The organism is Streptomyces sp. NPDC051286 (genome assembly GCF_044455345.1).
Lineage (GTDB): Bacteria > Actinomycetota > Actinomycetes > Streptomycetales > Streptomycetaceae > Streptomyces.
Genome location: NZ_JBITER010000016.1, coordinates 119,205 through 138,734, shown reverse-complemented (window position 1 = coordinate 138,734; position 19,530 = coordinate 119,205). Strand labels below are relative to the sequence as shown.

Below are 19,530 nucleotides of genomic sequence, written 5' to 3'. Positions count from 1 at the left end.
CCGTCGAGGGTGTGCGGGCGTCCGTTCCTCGCCCCCGGGGCGTGCGCCCCGGCGCTGAAATTCACGTACTCCTCCGAGAGTTCGGCGTATACGGCCATCCGGCCGCAGTGCAGCGTGATTTTGTCATGCGGCTGGAGCCACGCCAGGGGCGTGCCGGACGGCGGCCGGCCGCCGTCCGCCGCCCCGGCGGCATCGTGTCAGCGCCCGGTGTCCTGCTGTTCGGCGATGAGCTCCCGGACCCGGGGGACGACCTTGGTTCCGTACAGTTCGACGGCTTCGAGGATGTCCCGTTGGCGCATCTGCGGCATGGCGATCTTGAGGTTGAAGCGCGTCGCGTCCAGTTGCGGCAGGTTGGCCGCGATCTTGCGGGCGACCGTCTCGGGCGAGCCGACGTACAGCGCGCCGTCCGGGCCGACTTCGTGCCGGAACTGCTCGATGTCCGGCACCCGGAATCCGCGAATGGGCGCGAGCTTGCGCATGGTTTCCTGCATGTGCGGGATGAACTGCTCGAAGGCTTCGTCGTCGGTGGCCGCGATGTGGCCGGGCGTGTGGAGCCCGATCGGGAGCTGCGGGCGGCCGGTGGCGGCGCGGGCTTTGCGGTACAGCTGCGTGAACGGCACGAAGCGCAGCGGGTTGCCGCCGATGACGGCCAGCAGCAGCGGGAAGTTCAGTTCGGCGGCGCGCAGTACGGATTGCGGGCTGCCGCCCACGCCGATCCAGGTCGGCAGCGGTTGTTCGTCCTCGGTGAACGGGACGATCTCCTGGTCGGTCAGTGCGGCGCGGGTGGTGCCTTGCCAGGTGACCGGTCCTCCGTTCCGGATCTGCGCGAACAGGCGCGCCTTCTCGTCGAACAGCACCTCGTAGTCGGCCAGGTCGTAGCCGAACAGCGGGAACGACTCGGTGCTGGAACCGCGTCCGATGACCACTTCGGCGCGGCCGCCGGACAGCGCGTGCAGCGTCGAGTAGCGCTGGAACACCCGAACCGGGTCGTCGGAACTGAGTACGGTGACGGCCGAGCCCAGGCGGATGCGCTCGGTGCGGGCGGCTATCGCGCCCAGCACGATGTCGCCGGCCGGCATGGGGAAGTCCTCGGTGTGGTGCTCGCCGATGCTGAAGACGTCGACGCCGACCTGGTCGGCCAGTACGCCCTGCTCGACGACGTCGCGGATGGTCTGGGCGTGGGACAGCGGCCGGCCCTGCGCGTTGCCGACGCGGTCGCCGAAGGTGTCCAGCCCGAACTCCAGCGGGAACTCCTTCGCGGCCTCGGTGTACCCGGAGCCTGCGGCGGTGGGTGTGGTCATGATGAAACCTCCAGGTCGAATCGGTCGCGGGTGAGGTCGGCACCGAAGACGGGTCCGCCGGGCTGGAACGCCCGGCCGGCCTCGAGCGACGGCAGGGTGACTGTGTCGTAGCCGACGCGGTCGAGGATTGCGGCGGTGAGGGCCACGGCCTCCTGGTCGTCGCCCGCGACGCCGAGGGTTCGGCGGTGCGCGGAACCGGCGAGGCGGCGGGACTCGTCGAGCTCGTGATAGCCGATGTGGTTGAGGGTCTTGACGACCTTCGCGCCGGGCAGATGGGCTTGCACGATCTCGCTCGAGCCCAGGGCGGGGTCCTCGAACAGGGCGTGCACGCCGTCGGTGGGCGGCCAGTAGTTCATGGTGTCGATCACGATCTTTCCGGCGAACCGGTCCGGGTCGAGGTCGGCGAAGCGGTGCAGCGGCAGGGCGAGGATCACGACATCGGCCTCGGCGACCGCGTCGGCGGCCCAGCGCGGCTTGGCGTCGGGCGCCAGGAACGACATGATCAGCGCGATCTTCTCCGGATCGCCGGAGGCCGCGATCGACACGGGGTAGCCGGCTTCGGCCAGCACCCTGGCCAGCACCGGGCCGGTGTGGCCGGCGCCGAGGACGGCGATGCGGGGCCGCGGGTCGGAGTTCGGCCGGGTGTGGGCGCTCATGCTTCACGCTCCGGGAAAATGTGGCGGCTCAGGCTGGTGAGGACGTCCGCGAGCGCGGTGAACTGGTCCGCGCTCAAGGCGTCGGCGAAATGCTCCTTGATCGCGCGGGCATGCGGTGCCGTGGCGGCACGGAACGCGGTGGCCCCTAAGTCGGTCAGCACGATCTCCGAGCCGCGGTTGTCCGTGGCGCATTCCTCGCGGCGGATCAGCCCGCGCTTTTCCATCCGGCCCAGCTGGTGGGAGAGGCGGCTGCGTTCCCAGTCCATTGCCTCGGCCAACGCCGACGGCCGCAGGCGACGGCGCGGCGCCTCGCTCAGCGTGACCATGACGTGGTAGTCGGACGGAGACAGCCCGCAGTCGGCTGTCATCCGCGCACCGAGGCGCCGCTGCAACTCGCCGGTGGTGTCGAGCAGCGATCGCCAGACGGCAAGTTCCGCCGATGTCAGTCGGCGCCGGGCGGTTGCCGCACCGGCGGGGCCCGGTCGTTCGCTCGCCATCCGCCACCTCCATATGATTGATGCGTCAACCATATGCCAAAGTGATTGACGCGTCAATCATTCGGAGGGTTCGGCCCGGGCCGGCCTCGGCCGCGCAGGCGGGTCCCGGGACACCCGGGCTTGCCGCGTCGCCGCCGCTTGGAATGCGGCGCCATGCGCACCGGAGCGCCCGGGGCACACCAGGGTGTCCTGCAGCAGGCCAGGGACTTCCACGGGCGCGAACCCCGGGGCCGGCCGAGCACGCTGGTCGTCGCGGCCGCGCGCGCGCCGAACCCGGACCGGAGACCGTCCACGGCCGGCACCCGCCGGTCCGCCCTGCGTCCTCCGGCCGTCCGGAACGTTGTCCCCGGTGCTGTCCGGGCCGCCGGCCCGCAACCTTCGGGGCCGGATCATCCCTGGCCGGATCCGGACCCGTGTGGCAGGCGGCGCGGGTCCCGGCCCGGACAACGGAAGAGAGACGAGAGCGATGAGTGGCAGCGGACCGTGGAGCCGGAGATCTCACATCGTCGGCCGCATCGAGGACGTGCAGCGGGTGCTGGAATTCCTTGAGGACGGCGCCGGGCGCGGCCGTGGCCTGCACATCGTCGGCGAGGCCGGCGTGGGGAAGTCGACACTGCTCGACGCGGTGGCCGAGGTGGCGGCCGAGGCCGGGACCCGGGTCCTGCGCGCCGACGGCGTCGAGTTCGAGGCCGACGTCCCGTTCGCCGGACTGCACCAGATCCTCATGCCGGTACTCGACGACCGCGAGCACTTGCCCGCCGAGTACCGTGCCGCCCTCGACGTGGCACTCGGCTTCGGCCCCGGGCTTGCCCCGGACCGGCTGCTCCTGGTCAACGCCACGCTGGCGCTGCTGCGCCGAGCCGCGGCCGAGACGCCGCTGCTGCTCATCGTCGACGACCTGCCGTGGCTGGACCGGGCGAGCGCCGTCGTCCTGGGTTTCGTCTCCCGCCGTCTCGGCAACCAGGTCGGCTTCGTGGCCGCCTCCCGCACTGACGGACAGAGCCTGTTCGACCACGGCGGGCTGGACGAATTCACGCTGGCACCACTGGACGAGGACTCCGCGAACCTGCTCCTCGCCGCCCGCTACCCCGGGCTCGCCGCCCGCGTGCGCGCACGGGTCGTCACGGAAGCCTGCGGGAACCCGCTGGCCCTGCTTGAACTTCCGGCCGAACTCACGGGAGCCCAACAGGCCGCGCGGGAAGAGCTGCCGACCGTGTTGCCGCTGAGCGAACGCCTGCGGTCCCTGTTCGTCGCCCGCGTGACCGCCCTGCCCGAGGCCGGGCGCCGTCTGCTGCTGCTGGCCGCGCTGGACGGCACCGGCGACCCCGGCGTCCTGCGCCGCGCCGTCGGGGCCGACCGGGACGCCCAGGCAGCCCTGGCCGCTGCCGAACGCGAACGCCTCGTCCTGATCGACACCGCCGCCCGGCGCCTCACGTTCCGTCACCCGCTGATCCGTGCCGCGGCCGTGGCCGCCTCGACGCTGGCCGAGCGCAGCGCCGCGCACCTGGCGCTGGCAGACGCGCTGACCGACCGGCCCGAGCGCATGGCCTGGCACCTCGCCGAGGCCGCGATGCAGCCGGACGAGAAGGTCGCCGGACTCCTTCAGGACGCCGGGCACTCGGCACTGCGCCGCGGCGACGCGGTCGGCGCGGTCGCGGCGCTGACCCGGGCGGCAGATCTGAGTCCTTATGCGAACGACCGGAGCCGGCGCCTGGCCGAGGCGGCGTACATCGGCGCCGAGGCGACCGGGGACGTCGCCAACGCATCGGACCTCCTGCGGCGTGTGCAGAGCGACGAACCCCTGGGGAGCGGCGCCCTGTACGCGGCGGCCGCCGCGGTGTATGTCCTCATCAACACCGAAGCCGACATCGACGTCGCGCACCGGCTGCTGACCGCAGCGATCAACGAGGCCGGACCGGCATACGACGCCGAAGACCCCGCACTCATCGACGCGATGCACACCCTCCTCCTGGTCTCCTGGTGGAGCGGACGCGAGGACCTGTGGGTGCCGTTCGTCGACGCGGTCGGCAAGCTGAAGCCGGCCGCGCCGCCGATGCTGGCGCTCGCCGCGCGGACGTTCCCGGACCCGGCGCGCACCGGTCTTGCGGCCCTGGCCGACCTGGACGAGGTACGCGAGCTGCTGCGCCGCGCGCCGGACGCGACGTTTCTGGTCCGCGGTGCAACCGCCACGGTCTACCTCGACCGGGTCGGCGAAATCAAAGACAAACTCTGGGAGTTGGTCCAGTCGGGCCGGGACGGCGGCGGGCCCGTCCGCAGACATCTCGGGGCCCTCATGCACCTGTGCATGGAGGACTTCCTGGTCGGCGAGTGGGACGAGGCGCAGCAGCTGGTCGACGAGGGCATGGCCCTGTGCGATGCCGGATACCCGTTCTTCGCCTGGTACTTCCAGTTCAACCAAATACTCCTGCACGGCGCACGGGGCGATGCCGAGGCCGGCGACGCCCTCGCCGAACGGATGCTGCGCTGGGCGACCCGGCGAGGCGTCGGTGCCGCCGCCGCGTTCGCCAACCAGGCGCGCGCCCTGGTCTGCCTGGGCAGTGCCGACTACGAGGCGGCCTACCGGCACGCGACCGCCGTCACCCCGGCCGGGACATTGGCCCCCTACACCGCGCACGCGCTGTGGGGAATGTACGACCTGGTCGAGGCGGGGATGCACACCGGTCGCACCGACGAAGCCACCGCACATGTGCGGGCCTTGCGCGAGCTTAGGATCGACCGGATGTCCGACCGGTACGCGATGCTCGTCGCGGGCGCGGCCGGTCTCTGCGCCCCCGACGACGAAGCGGTCGCACACTTCCGCCAAGCCCTGTCGGCGCCGGGCGCCGACCGCTGGGTCTTCGACGCGGCACGTATCCGGCTGGCACTGGGCGAACGGCTGCGGCGCACCAGCGAGAAGAACAGCGCACGCGAGCCGCTGACGGCCGCCTTGGACGCGTTCGTGCAGCTCGGCGCCACCCCGTGGGCCGAGCGTGCCCGCAAGGAGCTTCGTGCCTCCGGACAGCCGACCCGAGGCGCCACCAGGACCGTGCTGACACCTCAGGAGCTGGAGATCTCGCACCTGGCGGCATCAGGCCTGACGAACAAGCAGATCGGCGAGCGTCTCTTCCTGTCGCCGAGGACGGTCAGCGCCCACCTGTACCAGGTCTTCCCGAAGCTCAGGATCACCTCGCGCGCGGCCTTGCGCGACGCGCTGAACGCGCTCGAAGGCAAGGCCTGACCTCCTTCCGTGCGGCCGCGGCGGCCGGATCCGCGGCCTCGGTCGGATGACTGTGTGCACACCGCCGCGCCGTCGACGGTCGGATGACCGATGCGGGGCCGCGGCCGGTCTGCGCAGGCTTGGAAACGCGACGACGAGCGGGGCGCGCGGCCGTCTGAGTCCGGCCGCCGCCATGGACGTTCGTGCCCCCGGTGCCGACGGCGGCCGGGGCTACCCGAAAGGAGCAACGGCAGTGGACTACAAGCTCGAGGTCCTGGTTCTCCCGGTGAGTGATGTGGGCCGGGCCAAGGCCTTCTACAAGGAACTGGGCTGGCGCGAGGACGCGGACATCGCCACGGGCGCGGATTTCCGGGTGGTGCAGCTGACACCGCCGGGCTCCCCGGCGTCGGTCATCTTCGGCACCGGTGTCACCCCCGCCGATCCGGGGTCGATGCACGGCATGGTGCTGGTCGTCGACGACATCGAGGCGGCACACGCCGATCTGGCCGGCCGCGGCGTCCCGGTGAGCGGTGTGTTCCACGACGCCGGCGGGGTCTTCCATCGCGCCGGGACCGAAGGCCGCGTGGCCGGGATGGCGCCGGAACGGCAGAGCTACGGTTCGTTCCTGTCCTTCGACGACCCGGACGGCAACGGCTGGTTCGTCCAGGAGGTCACCACCCGCCTGCCCGGGCGCTGACCCGGGCACCACCACCCCCGGCGCGGAGCCCCCGCGCCCAGGCCGGACGCCCTGGACGAGGAGACCCATGGCCACGACGCACGAACCCGCAGCCCGACCGGCGGCCGCGGCACACGACACGCACCACTACGACGTCATCGTGATCGGCGGCGGCTCGCCGGGCGAACACTGCGCCGGCGAACTGGCCGACGGCGGGATGCGGGTCGCCTTGGTGGAACGCGACCTGGTGGGCGGCGAATCCTTCTACTGGGCGTGTATCCCCTCCAAGACGCTGCTCCGCCACGGCGAGTCCGTCCGGCAGGCCCGGGGCGCCCTGGCGCACGCCCGGGTCGACGCCGCGGCGGCCCTGGCCTGGCGGGACTTCATGGTCTCGGGCTACTCCGATGCGGGCCAGGAGCGTTGGCTGGCGGGGAAGGGCATCGACTTGCTCCGCGGTGCGGGGCGGCTGGCCGGGCCGGGCGCCGTCGAGGTCGGCGGCGCCCGGTACACGGCCGCGCACGTGGTCGTCGCCACCGGTTCGGAACCGATCGTGCCCCCCGTTCCCGGACTGGCCGAACTTCCGGGACTGTGGACCAGCCGCGAGGCCACCGGCATGGTGGCCGTCCCGCGGCGGCTGCTGGTCCTCGGCGGCGGCCCCACCGGCGTCGAGATGGCGCAGGCCGTGCGTCGGCTCGGCGCCGAGGTGGTGCTCGCCGCGAGCGGGACTCGCGTACTGCCGTGCGAGCCCGCGCCGTTGGGCGAGGCACTCGCCGAAGTGCTGCGCCAAGAAGGCGTCGAGGTCCTCCTCGGGGTGCGGGCGATCGCCGCACGGCGCGAGGGCGAGGACTGCGTCCTGGCCTTCGACGACGGCAGCGAGAGGCGCGGCGACCGGCTGCTCGTCGCTGCGGGCCGCCGCCCCCGAGTCGCCAGGATCGGCCTGGAGACGGTCGGCATCGACGCCGCGGCCGACGGAATTCCCGTCGACTGCAACCTCCGTGCCGGAGAAGGGCTTTGGGCGGTCGGCGACGTCACCGGCATCCGTCTGCTCACCCACGTCGGAAAGTACCAGGGCGAGATCGTCGCGGCCAACATCCTCGGCGAACCGCGTGCAGCGGACTACCGGGCCGTGCCGAACGTCGTGTGCACCGACCCGCAGGCGGCCTCCGTCGGCATGGTCGAGGACCGGTTCAGCGTGACCGTCCCGCTTGCCGAGGTGGCGAAGACGGCTACGTATACCCGGGCTTACGCCGAGTTCCCGGCGTTCTTGACCCTCCTCAGCGACGGTGAACAGCTCACCGGTGCCTACGCGTTCGGCCCCGAGGCGGGCGAGTGGCTACAGCAAGCCACCGTGGCGATCCGGGCGGCGGTGCCGCTGCGCATACTGCGCGACGTCGTCCAGCCTTTTCCCACCTTCTCCGAGGCCTACGCAACCGGGCTGAAAGAACTCCACCGCAAGATCACCGCCGCACGGGTGCCGGGTCCGACGACCTGGCACTCGGCATGAACGGAGCGCCGGTGTCCGACCTTGTGGAGATGGCCGTCGAGGCGCACGGCGGGGACAGGCGGCCGTCCCTCCCGGGACTGGCGGAACGATCGCCGTCGACATCCGCGCCCTCGGGACCCGCGCGGCTTTGCCCAGGCCTCATGGATGCCGCGCGGTTGTGAGCATCCCTGCGGCATGACACGATCGGCTGCCGTCCCGTCGAACGGCTTGGCCGCGCTAGGAATTCCCACGGGGGGATCGTGTGAGTGCTCGCATCCCACTACGGACGGGGACGGTGCAGCCACTCCGTGCCGTCGGCCGCCGGGGCCGCCGACGACCCGTAAGGTGCGAGTGATGAGCCGATTGACGGGCGAGCCCGGCCGCACGACCACCTTCGTCGGCCGGGCCCGCGAAAGAGACAGGCTCGCCCGGCTGGTGGATGCCGTCCGTGCCGGGGAGGGCCAGGCCCTGGTCGTGCGCGGCGACCCGGGCATCGGTAAGTCGGCGCTGCTGGACCACCTGACCCAGGACGCGACCGGCTGCCGCGTCCTGCGTGTTGTCGGCGTCCGGGCCGAGAGGGAACTGGCATTCGCGGGCCTGCACCAGCTGTGCGCCCCGATGCTCGACCGGCTCGACCGTTTACCGGCGCCGCAGCGCGATGTGTTGGGCACGGCCTTCGGCCTGACCGAGGGAGCTCCGCCGCAGCCGTTCCTGGTCGGGCTGGCGGTGCTGAGCCTCCTGTCCGAGGTCGCCCAAGAACAGCCTCTGCTGTGCTTGGTCGACGACCACCACTGGTTCGACCGAGCTTCGGCCGGGGCGCTCGGGTTCGTCGCCCGACGGCTCGGCGCGGACCCCGTCGGTGTTGTCTTCGGCACCAGGACACCCGGCGGCGACCTGGCCGGGATTCCGGAACTGCGCCTGACCGGGTTGTCGGACGCGCACGCCCGGGAACTGCTTCGCGCGGCGCTGTCAGGGCCGCTGGACGCGCGCGTACGGGATCAGATCGTCGGAGAATCCGGTGGGAACCCACTCGCTCTGCTCGAGTGGCTGCGCGATGCTGCGCGGAAACGACTGGCGGGCGGGTTCGGGCTGCCGGACGCGATATCCCTGTCCAGCCGGATCGAGGACGGCTTCCGCCGCGACCTGGCGGAACTCCCGCCCGAAACAAGGCAGCTCCTGCTGCTCGCCGCCGCCGACCCGTCCGGTGACGCGTCACTCGTGTGGCGGGCCGCCGGGATTCTGGGAGTCCGGCTCCACGCCGCCACGCCCGCGGTCGAGGCGGGCTTGGCCGACTTCGGCACCAGAGTGTGGTTCCGTCACCCGCTGCTGCGCTCCGCTGTCTACCGTTCGGCCTCGGTGCCGGAGCGGCACGCGGCCCATGTGGCATTGGTGGAAGCAACCGACCCGGCGTCCGACCCCGACCGGAGGGCCTGGCACCGGGCCCAAGCGCTCTCCGGACCGGACGAGGAAACCGCAGCGGAACTCGAGGCATCGGCAGCCCGAGCCCTCGCCCGCGGCGGGCCCGCCGCAGCCGCCGCGTTCCTGCAACACGCAGTCACGCTCAGCACGGATCCCCACCGCCGCGCGGAGCGCACCCTCGCGGCCGCGGAGGCCGGCCTGAAGGCCGGCGCCTTCGACACCGCCCTGAACCTGCTCGCGGCAGCCGAAGCCGGGCCGCTGGACGAGTTGCAGGGAGCCCGGGTCGACATGCTGCGCGGCCACGTCGGCTTCGCCTCGGCGCTGGACGGCACGGCGCCGCCGCAACTGCTCAAGGCAGCTCGGCGCCTGGCTCCGCTGGACCACGACCTGGCCCGGGACACCTACCTGACGGCATGGATGTCGGCCGTATTCGCCGGCGGCCTCACCGTCGGCACGGACCTCGGCGAGATATCCCGCGCCGCGCGCGAACTCCCGCCGTCGGAAGGCGCGCCGGTCACCGCCGATCTGCTCCTGGACGCCCTCAGCCTGCTGGTCATCGCAGGCCCCGCCGAAGCGGCGCCGGCGCTTCGGGAGATCAACGCCCTCTTCACCGGCCTGGACATCGACGTGCAGGAGGAGCTCCTCCTCGGCTGGTTCGCCCAGGCCTCGGCGAGCGCGGTCTGGGACCACCGGGCCTGGCACGACATGCTCGTCCGCCAGGTCGAATGCGCGCGTCTCGCGGGCGCGTTCGACCGGTTGCCCATCCTGCTGGCGGCTCTGGCCACCACCACAAGCTGGGCAGGCGACTTCGCGACGTCCGCCGCGCTGCTCGCCGAGTCCGACGCGGTCTGCGCGGCGACCGGAACCACCATCGCCCCGTTCATCGCGGTGCTGCTCGGCGCCCTGCGCGGCGACGCGAACGAGGCCTTGCCGCTGATCACGGCCGCTGCGGCCGAGGCACACGCGCGACGACAAGGCGTTGCGGCGGCCTACGTCAACTGGGCGGGCGCGATCCTGCTCAACGGCCTCGGCCGCCACGAGCAGGCGCTGGGGCTTGCCGTCTCGTCCGCCGCGGACTTGCCGGGGCTGTACTGCTCGGCATGGGCACTGGCCGAACTGATCGAGGCCGCAGTACACACCGGGCAGGCAGAGCGCGCCCGCGAAGCCCTCGACCGGTTGGTTCCATCCACGCAGGCGAGCGGCACCGACTTCGGCCTCGGGGTCGAGGCGCGCGTACGGGCCCTGCTGAGCACCGGCGACGCCGCGGAGACCCGGTACCGCGAGGCCGTCGACCGGCTCGGCCGCACCGGACTCGGCCCCGAACTCGGCCGTGCCCACCTGCAGTACGGCGAATGGCTGCGCCGCGAGAACCGCCGTGCCGACGCCCGTGCCGAACTGCGCACCGCCCACGAGGTCCTGGCCGGCCTGGGCGTCGAGGCGTTCGCCGAGCGTGCCCGCCGCGAACTGGCCGCCCTCGGCGAACGGGTCCACCACCCCAGGACCGCGCCGGCCGGCACGCTGACCGAGCAGGAGGCCCTCATCGCGCGGCTCGCCGCCGACGGGCACACCAACCCCGAGATCGGCGCGCAACTCTTCATCAGCGCGCGCACCGTCGAATGGCACCTGCGCAAGGTCTTCGCCAAGCTCGGCGTCGCGTCCCGGCGGGAACTCGCCCCGGCACTGGCCCGGCTCGGCTGAGCCCGTCCCGTGCGGAGCGCGGGACCGTCGCATCGCAGTCGGATGACCGATGCGGACCCGGACCGGGTACGGACAGGCTGGCCGAAAGCCGGGGCATCCGCTCCCGCATCCACGCAGACTTCCGTCCTGGGAATCGCCATGCCGTACATCACCGCCGGCCACGACGACAACACCGTGGTCGAGCTCTACTACGAGGACCACGGCACCGGGCAGCCCGTGGTCTTGATCCACGACTACCCGCTCGACGGCAGAAGTTGGCACCGACAGGTCCCGCCGCTGCTGGCCGCCGGCCACCGGGTGATCACGTACGACCGCCGCGGGTTCGGCCGTTCGTCGCATGCGGCGGAGGGCTACGACTACGACTCGTTGGCGGCGGACCTGGACGCGCTGCTCACCGGGCTGGACCTGACCGAGACCGTCCTGGTCGGCCATGCCGCGGGAACCGGTGAGATCACCCGCTACCTGGGTACCTACGATGCGGCACGGGTGGCCAAAGCGGTCTTTCTGGCCGGCCTGGGCCCGTACCTGCTGCGCACGGAGGAAACGCCGTACGGAATCGAACTGTCGGCGTTCGACGTGCTGATCGCCGAGGCGCGCCGCGATCCGCAGGCACGCTTCGCCGAGCTGCGCCGAGACTTCTTCAACACCGACGAGAACCTGGGCACCAGGTTCGACGCCGAGGCGGCGAAGGCCTTCCTGGACATTGCCGCCGCCGCATCACCGCGGGCGGCTGTGGCGGTGATCCCGACCTGGATCACCGATTTCCGCACCGACATCGCCGCGATTGACGTCCCGGTGCTCATCGTCCACGGCACCCACGACCGCCTGCTCCCGATCGACGCCACCAGCAGGCCGCTGCATGCGCTGTTGCCGCGCGCCGTATACGTCGAGATCCCCGCCGCACCGCACGGCCTGCTGTGGACGCATGCCGACGAGGTCAACCGGGCCCTCCTGGACTTCCTGGGCGAAGGAACGGCCTCGCGGCCTGCGGCAGTAGGTGATTCGACGGTGGACGACCGAGCGGCCGAGACACCGTCACACGACTGATTCGTCACCCCGCCCGTCCGGCCCATGCTCGTTACCAGGCAGAACACGCGCCGCGGCCCACGCCACCGGATCGGCCGCGGCGCCCCGTTACTCCGGAGGCCCATCGATCATCTTCGGCGACGGCGTCCGTCGCCTGATCAGCCTGGGCGTCGGGCGCCCGCCCTTGCGGATGCCGTAGGCAGCCGCACCGACCAGCACCACACACGCGCCCGACAGAACCGAATGCAGGGGAAGCGTGAATGCCAGGACCAGACAGCCCACCATACCGAGGGCCGGCACGGCGCGTGGAGGGCGGCCCTCGGACGGCGTGAGCGTCCAGGCGGCCGCGTTCGCAACGGCGTAATACAGCAGGACGCCGAACGAGGAGAACCCGATCGCGCCCCGGAGATCGCCGGTGGCGGCCACGAGGGCGGCGATCGCGCCTACGGCCAGTTCTGCGCGGTGCGGGACGGCGAACCGAGGGTGGACGGTGGCCAGGGAACGCGGCAGGTGGCGATCGCGGGCCATGGCCAGCGTCGTACGGGAGACGCCGAGGAGGAGGGCGAGCAGGGAACCTAGTGCGGCGAGCGCCGCACCGATGCGGACCACCGGCGCCAGTCCGGGCGCGCCGGACGCACTGACCGCGTCCGCCAACGGCGCCGAGGCGTCGGCGAGCCGGGCAGGCCCGAGCACCGACAACAGCGCGACGGCCACTGCCGTGTACACGATCAAGGTGATGCCCAGAGCGAGAGGGATGGCACGGGGGATCGTGCGGGCCGGGTCGCGGACCTCCTCGCCCAGCGTGGCGATGCGGGCGTATCCGGCGAAGGCGAAGAACAGCAGCCCAGCCGCCTGCAGCACCCCGCCCGCCGTGGCGTCCGCCCCGGGCGCCAGCCGGGATGGCTCGATCTGGCCGCCGGTCAGACACGTGGTGACGACGGCGGCCAGGACTGCGAGGACCACCGTCACGAGCACTCTGGTCAGCCATGCGGATTTCTGTACGCCCCAGTAGTTCACGGTGGTGAGAGCCACCACGGCGCCGACCGCCACGGCATGGGCCTGGCCCGGCCAGGCGTAGGCGCCGACCGTCAGGGCCATGGCCGCGCACGAGGCGGTTTTTCCGACGACGAAGCTCCAGCCGGCCAGGTAGCCCCAGAAATCTCCCAGGCGCTCACGTCCGTAGACGTACGTCCCGCCGGAGGCCGGATAGCGGGCGGCGAGCCGCGCGGAGGACGTGGCATTGCAGTACGCAACGACCGCGGCCACGCCCAGACCGATCAGGAGCCCCGACCCGGCCGCCCCGGCGGCGGGGGCCGATGCGGCGAAGACACCGGCCCCGATCATCGACCCCAGCCCGATGACCACTGCGTCGAAAACGCCCAGTCGCCGTCCGAGGCCACCGCCGCCGGACGCGTCGCCACCGCCGGACCCGTCAGCGCCGACCGCACCACCGCCTGGCGCACCTGCCACGCCACTCACTCTTTGCCTCCACTCGCAACCGCTGTCCGTAGGGGCGCACCGTACAGACCGAAGGTGACGAGGCGATGGCCTCGCCCACGCGTGGCCGGAGCCCCTCGTGCGAGGCCGAGGGGCTCCAGGGTCCGTGTGCGGGGGAGGACGGGAGTTACGGGGCCGGGTTCAGCCCGTGTCTTCGAGCAGCGCCCAGACCTCGATCAGGTCCTTCGGCTCCCCCTCTGATCCTCTGACGCGGCACTACTGGCCGGCGCCATCCACACGGCGCCACGTCGCGACCGGGCCCGGGTCGAGGACGTCCTCAGGGGTGACCCAGAATGCCCTCCCCAGCTCGGCGCTGAACTGGGCGCCGGTCCGTCCGTCCCCGGACGACCGGCCGGTCAGACGGCGCCCTATCCACGGCGCCAGATGCTGCCGCGCGAAGCGGAGATCGTCGACCCGCCGTATCGCCCACCGCGGGGGCACCGCGGCGGGGAGCGGCGTCTGCCAGTCGTGCTCCGGCGGCAGTCCGAGTGTCTGCCAGACTGCCTCGGCGACCCTGCGGTGTCCCTCGGCCGTCAGATGCAGCCGGTCGACGTCCCACAGCCGAGGATCGCCGAGTGCCGGTGCCCCGTACAGATCGACGACCAGCGCACCGTGGCGGTCCGCCAACTCGTCGACCAGGGAGAACAGCTCCTCCATGCGGGGGCGGAAGCGCTCCATGACCGGTCCGTTGCGGCCGGGGCTGCGCATCAGCACGAGCCTCTTGCACGACGGCGCGAGGCGTTCCACAGCTTCTTCCAGCTGACCGCGCACCATGCCCATGTCGCACTTGGGCCGCAGGGTGTCGTTGAGACCGCCGACCAGCGTGACGACGTCCGCCTGCATGGCGGCGGCCGCATCGACCTGCTCGGCCACGATCTGGCGGATCAGCTTCCCGCGCACGGCGAGATTCGCGTACCGGAACCCGGGGGTGCGGGCAGCGAGCCGGCCCGCGAGAACATCGGCCCAGCCGCGGTACGAGCCGTCGGGCAGCAGGTCCGACATGCCCTCAGTGAATGAGTCGCCGACCGCGACAAGACTGGTGTAGGAGGCATTCATTTCCATGGCCGTGCGATCGTATCGCGGTGGGGTCCGGCCCCTTCCGGGCCGGCGCCGCGTCCGGTGGCGGGGGCAGTCGCCGAGGGCCGGCCGCACAGGACCCGCGCGAAGGCGATCAGCCTGGCCGACCGGACGAGGCCGATCCTGGTGTGCAGCCCGGTCGGCAACAGGCCGGGAGTGAGCGTGAGGAGCTCTACGGCCAGGGCGAATGATCAGAGTGCGGGGGGAGACTGCCGCGGTCCGTCAGCCTGTCCCGGACTCCCGGCCGGCCACGTGGCGGACCCCCGCCACGTGGCCTTGCCGCTCGCGCCCCCGTCGAGGGCCACGCCCGTGAGCGCTGCCGCGTACCCCCACCGCGTACCCCCGGTCCCTCCGTCAGCGTGCCTGCGGCCGTCCGACCAGCTCGCGCAGTACATCCTCCATCGTGACCATGCCGGCGAGTCTGTCGTCCTCGCCGGTCACTGCCGCCAGATGCGTACGGCTCCGGCGCATCGCGGTCAGTACGTCGTCGAGGGGCGTCGCCGCCCGCACCCGGGCGATCGGCCGCATCGCCGTGACCGGGAACGGCACGTCATGCGGCGCGGCGTCGAGGGCGTCCTTCACATGGAGGTACCCCAGGATCCGCTGCTCGCTGTCCAGCACCGGGAAGCGCGAGAATCCGGTCTCGGCCGAGAGCCGTTCCAGCTCCTCGGGCGTCGTACCGACCCGGGCGTAGACCACCTGCTCGACCGGCAGCACGACATCCCGTACCGGTCGACGGCCCAGCTCCAGGGCGTGGTGCAACCGCTCGGCGGCGCGGTCGTCGACCAGGCCGGCGTCACCGGCGTCCTGTACCAGCCGGGCCAGCTCGTCGTCGGAGAACGTCGAAGACACCTCGTCCTTCGTTTCCACCCGCAGCAGCTTCAGCAGGGTGTTTGCGAAGGCGTTGACCGTGAAGATCACCGGGCGCAGCGCCCTGGCGAGGGTGACCAGCGGCGGACCGAGCAACAGCACGGCCCGTACCGGCTCGGCCAGTGCGACGTTCTTCGGGACCATCTCGCCGAGCAGCATGTGCAGATACGTCGCCAAGGACAGTGCGATCACGAACGAGATCGGATGGACCAGTCCGTGCGGCACACCAACGACGTCGAAGACCGGCTCCAGCAGATGCGCGATGGCCGGTTCGGCGACGATACCGAGGACCAGCGTGCAGAGCGTGATGCCGAGCTGCGCCGCCGCGAGGAGCGCCGACACATGTTCCAGACCCCAGATGACGCTTCGCGCACGCCGGTTCCCGGCCTCCGCCTGGGGCTCGATCTGGCTGCGGCGCACGGAGATCAGCGCGAACTCCGCGCCGACGAAGAATGCGTTGACGACCAGGGTCAACAGACCGATGAAGAGCTGGACGGCAGTCATCGTCGGTCCTCCGTCTCGTCGTCGGAGCCGGGCAGCGGTGCGTGCAGCAGCGCCCGCGCGGCGCGGCGCCCGGAGGCGTCCACGACGTCGAGCCGCCAGCCGGCCAGCTCGATGAAGTCACCGACGACAGGGATCCGGCCGACTTCCGTGGCGATCAGTCCGGCGAGCGTCTCGTACGGTCCGTCCGGCACCCGCAGTCCGATCGTCCGCAACTGGTCCATGCGGGCGGCGCCGTCGGCCGACCACAGGGTGCGCCCGTCGGCGTCCTCGCCGGCCGGTGCGAGGTCCGGCGTCTCGTGCGGGTCGTGTTCGTCGCGCACCTCGCCGACGACCTCCTCGACGATGTCCTCCAGTGTCACGACGCCGGCCGTGCCGCCGTACTCGTCAATGACGACGGCCATCGGGAACTTGCTGGACAACCTGTCGAGCAGCCGGTCCACCGTGAGGCTCTCCGGTACGAGCAGGGGCTCGCGCAACATCTCCGACACGCGCTTGCGGTGCCTCTCCTCGGCCGGGATCGCCAGGACGTCCTTGATGTGCGCGACACCGACGACGGTGTCGAGGCTGCCCCGGTAGACAGGAAAGCGGGACAGCCCGGTCGCCCGGGTGGCATTGGCGACGTCCTCCGCGGTCGCCTGCACCTCCAGCGCGGTGACCTGCACCCGCGGGGTCATCACGTTCTCCGCGCTCAGTTCGGCCAGATTGAGGGTGCGGACGAACAGCTCCGCGGTGTCCGCCTCCAGCGCGCCGGCCTTGGCCGAGTGGCGGGCGAGCGCCACCAGCTCCTGCGGGCTGCGGGCGGAGGCCAGCTCCTCGGCCGGTTCGAGACCGAAGCGGCGCACGATCCGGTTGGCCGTGTTGTTGAGGTGGCTGATGAAAGGCCGGAAGATCGCGGTGAAGGCACGCTGGGGGGTGGCCACGGCCTTCGCCACGGCGAGCGGCGAGGAGATCGCCCAGTTCTTCGGGACGAGTTCGCCGACGACCATCAGGAAGACCGTGGACAGTGCCGTCCCGAGTACCAGCGCCAGCGAGGACGAGACGCTCGGGGACAGGCCGGTGGCCTCCACCGGACCGCGGATCAGCTTCGCGATCGACGGTTCGGAGAGCATGCCGACGACCAGATTGGTGACGGTGATGCCGAGCTGTGCGCCGGAGAGCTGGAAGGTGAGACTGCGCGCCGCCTTCATGGCGCTCGCCGCGCCCCGTTCACCCCGCTTCACGGCCCGTTCGAGCTGGCCGCGCTCGACCGTGGTCAGAGAGAACTCGGCGGCGACGAAGGCACCGCAGGCGAGCGAGAGCAGGACCGCCACGAGCAGCAGAAGCACTTCGGTCATCGGTTCACCTCCGTCCCATGGTCGGGCAGGGGCAGGAGGCTCGCCTGGCGTCGGCGATGTCGGCTACTGGGAGGCTCGCCCATGGGCGGACGTTCACACCTTTCGGAAGGGGGCGGTGCTATGAACACCCATGGTAAAGGACGGGCAAAGTTGCATGGCGTGTGGGCGATCTTCGCGAGTGCCCCAGCCCCCGGTCTCAGTCCTTGAGATGCTTCACCCAACGGCTCCACTGAGGCTCGGGCACATACCCTGCCGCGTGCCAGGCGCGGTGTGCGAGCTCGTTGCGGTTCAGCACCATTGCATCGCCACGCCGTCCGCCCAACTGCACGAATCGTTCCTCCGCCGCTGTCAGCAGCGCCCGGCCGACGCCCTGCCGCCGCTGGCCCGGATGGACCGCGAGCCGATAGAGGTGGCACCGCCAGCCGTCGAAGCCTGCGATCACGGTTCCCGCCAGCTCGCCGGAACGTTCCGCGAGGATGAGGGCTCCGGGGTCGCGGGCGACCAGCCGTTCGACGCCGTTCCGGTCGTCGCTGATGCTGGTGCCTTCCGCCGCCACTTTCCAGAAGGCGAGGACGGCGTCGAGGTCGGCCGGTGCTGCTGCGCGGATTGCGAGATCATTCATGTCCGTACCCCATCACCGGGTCCGCCGCACCGTCGAACGAGTTCCGCCACGCGGTCAGCTCCCCGCGAGTTCCTGGAGGACCGGTGCGAACGCCTCCATGTTCGGCTCCAGCACCGACAGGTAGGAGAAGCCGTAGCGCTCCCGCTGTTCTCTGAGCTGTTCGGCCATCTGCCGGACCGTGCCCACCGTGACCAGCGGCAGGGCCAGTACCTGGTCCTCGTCGAGGTGAGGTGTCCGCGGCAGCACTTCGCGCACGGCCGCACGACGGTCGTGGGTGGCCCGGACGTGCTGGATCAGCAGATTCAGTTCGGCTGGGCTCTCCCGTCCTGCGGCGAATCGCCGGTAGGCGGCGACGCGCCCGTCGAGCTGCTCGGCGGTGAGGGGCGTGAGCGTGCCGTTCCGGTCGCCGACGGCGCCGGTGAACGCGACGATCTCAGCAAACTGTGCCGCCAGCCGCAGGACCCGGTCCCCGTTCCCGCCGATCAGCAACGGCAGCCGGGGCTTCTGCGCGGAGCTCGGCAGCTGGGTGTCGTCGCGCAGCAGGCGGTCCAACTCCTCGACCGTGTGCCGCAGATGATCCACCCGGCCGCCGGGGGAGAGGAACTCGATGCCCGCCCGGTCGTGCTCCTCGCGGACGTATCCGGTCCCGATCCCCAGTTCCAGGCGTCCCTCGGTCAGCGCATCCGTACCGGCCGCCTCGCGGGCCAGCAGCGTCGGATTCCAGAAGGCGGCATTCAGTACGAAGGTGCCGACACGGGGCCGCTCCGTGGCCTCCGCGGCGGCCACCAGTGCGGGGAAGGGGGCCGGCATGCCCAGATGGTCGGGGACCAGGATGACGTCGTAGCCGAGTTCCTCCGCGCGGCGGCATCGGGCGCGCCACTCATGCCCACCGGTCGGCGTCAGCATGTTTACTCCGAATCGAAATGGCCTCACCATGAACTCTCCTTGCGTCGGGACATTCGATGGACGGCCCATCTACTCTGCCAAGGGCGAGCCGCATCTGTACGCCGAATCGCCCCCTTGCCGGTGCTAGCAATCCAGCGCTAGCTTGGTGGTGTGCCCAAGACTCAGCTGAACGTACGAGTGGACGAGGCCACCGCCGAGGCCGCGCGGCAGCGCGCGCTGCAGAGGGGGATGAGCGTGAACCGCTACATAGAGGAGCTCGTCAAGCAGGATGCGGGCGAAGTCGGACACACCTTTGTCGAAGCGGCTGCCGACTTCATGAAGCAGTACGAGTCGGTGTTCGCCGAGGAGTTCGGCCCGGAGCGCAAAGGTAACCGTTGAACCTCAGGATCGACCTTTCCTGGCTGCTCATGGTCGCCGAGCACAAGACGCCCGGTGACCCGCAGGTCGTCGACTGGGGTGCGCTCGTCGCCGCGGTCGCCCGTCATGAGGCGGAGATCTTCGGCAGCCCCGTCTACAGCGATCCGCACTCCAGGGCTGCCGCGCTCCTGCAGCTGCTCCTCCATGTCCCCGCGCTCGAACACTCCAACGCGATGTTCGGCTCGGCCGTCGCGTACGGCTACCTCGTCGCCTCCGGGCTGAAGGTCATCACCTCGCCCGAGCAGGTGCGCGACCTGGCCCGGCTGGTCAAGGAGGGCAAGGCCGATGTCCGGGCCATCGCCGACGAACTACGCCAGTGGAGTCTGTGAA

At 71.5% G+C, this 19,530-nt stretch carries 16 protein-coding genes; 7 read left to right on the top strand and 9 right to left on the bottom strand.

Annotation, left to right across the window (positions count from 1 at the left end; all coding sequences use genetic code 11):
• Nucleotides 1–197 precede the first annotated feature (197 nt).
• Genes ACIBB8_RS18590 through ACIBB8_RS18580 form a run of 3 tightly spaced genes read right to left on the bottom strand, consistent with a single transcriptional unit; the run spans nt 198 to nt 2,454 of the window.
• On the bottom strand, nt 198–1,301 hold the full coding sequence (locus ACIBB8_RS18590; protein WP_398953342.1) for an LLM class flavin-dependent oxidoreductase: 1,104 nt from the start codon (nt 1,299–1,301) through the stop codon (nt 198–200).
• Nucleotides 1,298–1,957, bottom strand: a complete 660-nt coding sequence (locus ACIBB8_RS18585; protein WP_398953340.1) for an NADPH-dependent F420 reductase — start codon at nt 1,955–1,957, stop codon at nt 1,298–1,300. The genes ACIBB8_RS18590 and ACIBB8_RS18585 overlap by 4 nt, the downstream gene beginning before the upstream one ends.
• Entirely contained in the window at nt 1,954–2,454 is a 501-nt protein-coding gene (locus ACIBB8_RS18580) for a MarR family winged helix-turn-helix transcriptional regulator (RefSeq protein ID WP_398953338.1), read from the bottom strand. Before ACIBB8_RS18580 ends, ACIBB8_RS18585 begins: the two co-directional genes overlap by 4 nt.
• A gap of 466 nt (nt 2,455–2,920) precedes the next feature.
• Between ACIBB8_RS18580 and ACIBB8_RS18575 the strand changes: the two genes are divergently transcribed.
• The 5 genes from ACIBB8_RS18575 (at nt 2,921) to ACIBB8_RS18555 (ending at nt 11,994) form a co-directional block, all read left to right on the top strand.
• Nucleotides 2,921–5,692: an AAA family ATPase gene (locus tag ACIBB8_RS18575; protein ID WP_398953336.1), complete on the top strand. Its 2,772-nt coding sequence runs from the start codon at nt 2,921–2,923 to the stop codon at nt 5,690–5,692.
• A gap of 232 nt (nt 5,693–5,924) precedes the next feature.
• On the top strand, nt 5,925–6,368 hold the full coding sequence (locus ACIBB8_RS18570) for a VOC family protein (protein ID WP_398953334.1): 444 nt from the start codon (nt 5,925–5,927) through the stop codon (nt 6,366–6,368).
• 67 nt (nt 6,369–6,435) lie between these two features.
• Nucleotides 6,436–7,851 (top strand): dihydrolipoyl dehydrogenase family protein, encoded by a 1,416-nt coding sequence (locus ACIBB8_RS18565; RefSeq protein ID WP_398953332.1) that lies wholly within the window; start codon nt 6,436–6,438, stop codon nt 7,849–7,851.
• 333 nt (nt 7,852–8,184) lie between these two features.
• On the top strand, nt 8,185–10,947 hold the full coding sequence (locus tag ACIBB8_RS18560) for an ATP-binding protein (RefSeq protein WP_398953330.1): 2,763 nt from the start codon (nt 8,185–8,187) through the stop codon (nt 10,945–10,947).
• Nucleotides 10,948–11,085: 138 nt separating this feature from the next.
• Nucleotides 11,086–11,994 carry an alpha/beta fold hydrolase gene (locus ACIBB8_RS18555; RefSeq protein ID WP_398953328.1) on the top strand — a complete coding sequence of 303 codons (909 nt, stop codon included), beginning with the start codon at nt 11,086–11,088 and terminating at the stop codon, nt 11,992–11,994.
• Nucleotides 11,995–12,081: 87 nt separating this feature from the next.
• On the opposite strand, the gene ACIBB8_RS18550 is transcribed toward ACIBB8_RS18555, so the two are convergent.
• From ACIBB8_RS18550 to ACIBB8_RS18525, 6 genes are all read right to left on the bottom strand, one after another.
• Complete coding sequence (locus ACIBB8_RS18550) at nt 12,082–13,356, bottom strand: APC family permease (RefSeq protein ID WP_398953389.1); 1,275 nt, start codon at nt 13,354–13,356, stop codon at nt 12,082–12,084.
• A 330-nt stretch (nt 13,357–13,686) separates the two neighbouring features.
• Entirely contained in the window at nt 13,687–14,532 is an 846-nt protein-coding gene (locus tag ACIBB8_RS18545) for an SGNH/GDSL hydrolase family protein (protein ID WP_398953326.1), read from the bottom strand.
• Between the two features lie 369 nt (nt 14,533–14,901).
• A complete protein-coding gene (locus tag ACIBB8_RS18540; RefSeq protein WP_398953324.1) occupies nt 14,902–15,921 on the bottom strand; it encodes a hemolysin family protein in 1,020 nt (339 codons plus the stop codon).
• The gene (locus tag ACIBB8_RS18535; RefSeq protein ID WP_398953322.1) at nt 15,918–17,255 is read right to left on the bottom strand and encodes a hemolysin family protein; all 1,338 of its coding nucleotides are present in this window, start codon (nt 17,253–17,255) and stop codon (nt 15,918–15,920) included. Before ACIBB8_RS18535 ends, ACIBB8_RS18540 begins: the two co-directional genes overlap by 4 nt.
• A 196-nt stretch (nt 17,256–17,451) precedes the next feature.
• Nucleotides 17,452–17,877, bottom strand: coding sequence for a GNAT family N-acetyltransferase (locus ACIBB8_RS18530; RefSeq protein ID WP_398953320.1), 426 nt, complete (start codon nt 17,875–17,877; stop codon nt 17,452–17,454).
• A gap of 54 nt (nt 17,878–17,931) precedes the next feature.
• Entirely contained in the window at nt 17,932–18,813 is an 882-nt protein-coding gene (locus tag ACIBB8_RS18525) for an LLM class F420-dependent oxidoreductase (protein WP_398953318.1), read from the bottom strand.
• A gap of 120 nt (nt 18,814–18,933) precedes the next feature.
• Here ACIBB8_RS18525 and ACIBB8_RS18520 point away from each other — a divergent pair, with 120 nt between their 5' ends.
• On the top strand, nt 18,934–19,161 hold the full coding sequence (locus ACIBB8_RS18520) for a hypothetical protein (RefSeq protein WP_024493431.1): 228 nt from the start codon (nt 18,934–18,936) through the stop codon (nt 19,159–19,161).
• On the top strand, nt 19,158–19,529 hold the full coding sequence (locus tag ACIBB8_RS18515) for a fic family toxin-antitoxin system, toxin component (protein ID WP_366695697.1): 372 nt from the start codon (nt 19,158–19,160) through the stop codon (nt 19,527–19,529). The genes ACIBB8_RS18520 and ACIBB8_RS18515 overlap by 4 nt, the downstream gene beginning before the upstream one ends.
• The last annotated feature ends 1 nt before the right edge of the window (nt 19,530 follow it).

Bases quoted from the DNA above. Each gene is read 5' to 3' on its own strand.
- ACIBB8_RS18560 (WP_398953330.1), top strand. From the start codon at position 8,185: ATGAGCCGATTGACGGGCGAGCCCGGCCGCACGACCACCTTCGTCGGC.
- ACIBB8_RS18540 (WP_398953324.1), bottom strand. From the start codon at position 15,921: ATGACTGCCGTCCAGCTCTTCATCGGTCTGTTGACCCTGGTCGTCAAC.
- ACIBB8_RS18555 (WP_398953328.1), top strand. From the start codon at position 11,086: ATGCCGTACATCACCGCCGGCCACGACGACAACACCGTGGTCGAGCTC.
- ACIBB8_RS18580 (WP_398953338.1), bottom strand. From the start codon at position 2,454: ATGGCGAGCGAACGACCGGGCCCCGCCGGTGCGGCAACCGCCCGGCGC.
- ACIBB8_RS18535 (WP_398953322.1), bottom strand. From the start codon at position 17,255: ATGACCGAAGTGCTTCTGCTGCTCGTGGCGGTCCTGCTCTCGCTCGCC.
- ACIBB8_RS18575 (WP_398953336.1), top strand. From the start codon at position 2,921: ATGAGTGGCAGCGGACCGTGGAGCCGGAGATCTCACATCGTCGGCCGC.
- ACIBB8_RS18585 (WP_398953340.1), bottom strand. From the start codon at position 1,957: ATGAGCGCCCACACCCGGCCGAACTCCGACCCGCGGCCCCGCATCGCC.
- ACIBB8_RS18525 (WP_398953318.1), bottom strand. From the start codon at position 18,813: ATGGTGAGGCCATTTCGATTCGGAGTAAACATGCTGACGCCGACCGGT.
- ACIBB8_RS18530 (WP_398953320.1), bottom strand. From the start codon at position 17,877: ATGAATGATCTCGCAATCCGCGCAGCAGCACCGGCCGACCTCGACGCC.
- ACIBB8_RS18590 (WP_398953342.1), bottom strand. From the start codon at position 1,301: ATGACCACACCCACCGCCGCAGGCTCCGGGTACACCGAGGCCGCGAAG.
- ACIBB8_RS18545 (WP_398953326.1), bottom strand. From the start codon at position 14,532: ATGGAAATGAATGCCTCCTACACCAGTCTTGTCGCGGTCGGCGACTCA.
- ACIBB8_RS18565 (WP_398953332.1), top strand. From the start codon at position 6,436: ATGGCCACGACGCACGAACCCGCAGCCCGACCGGCGGCCGCGGCACAC.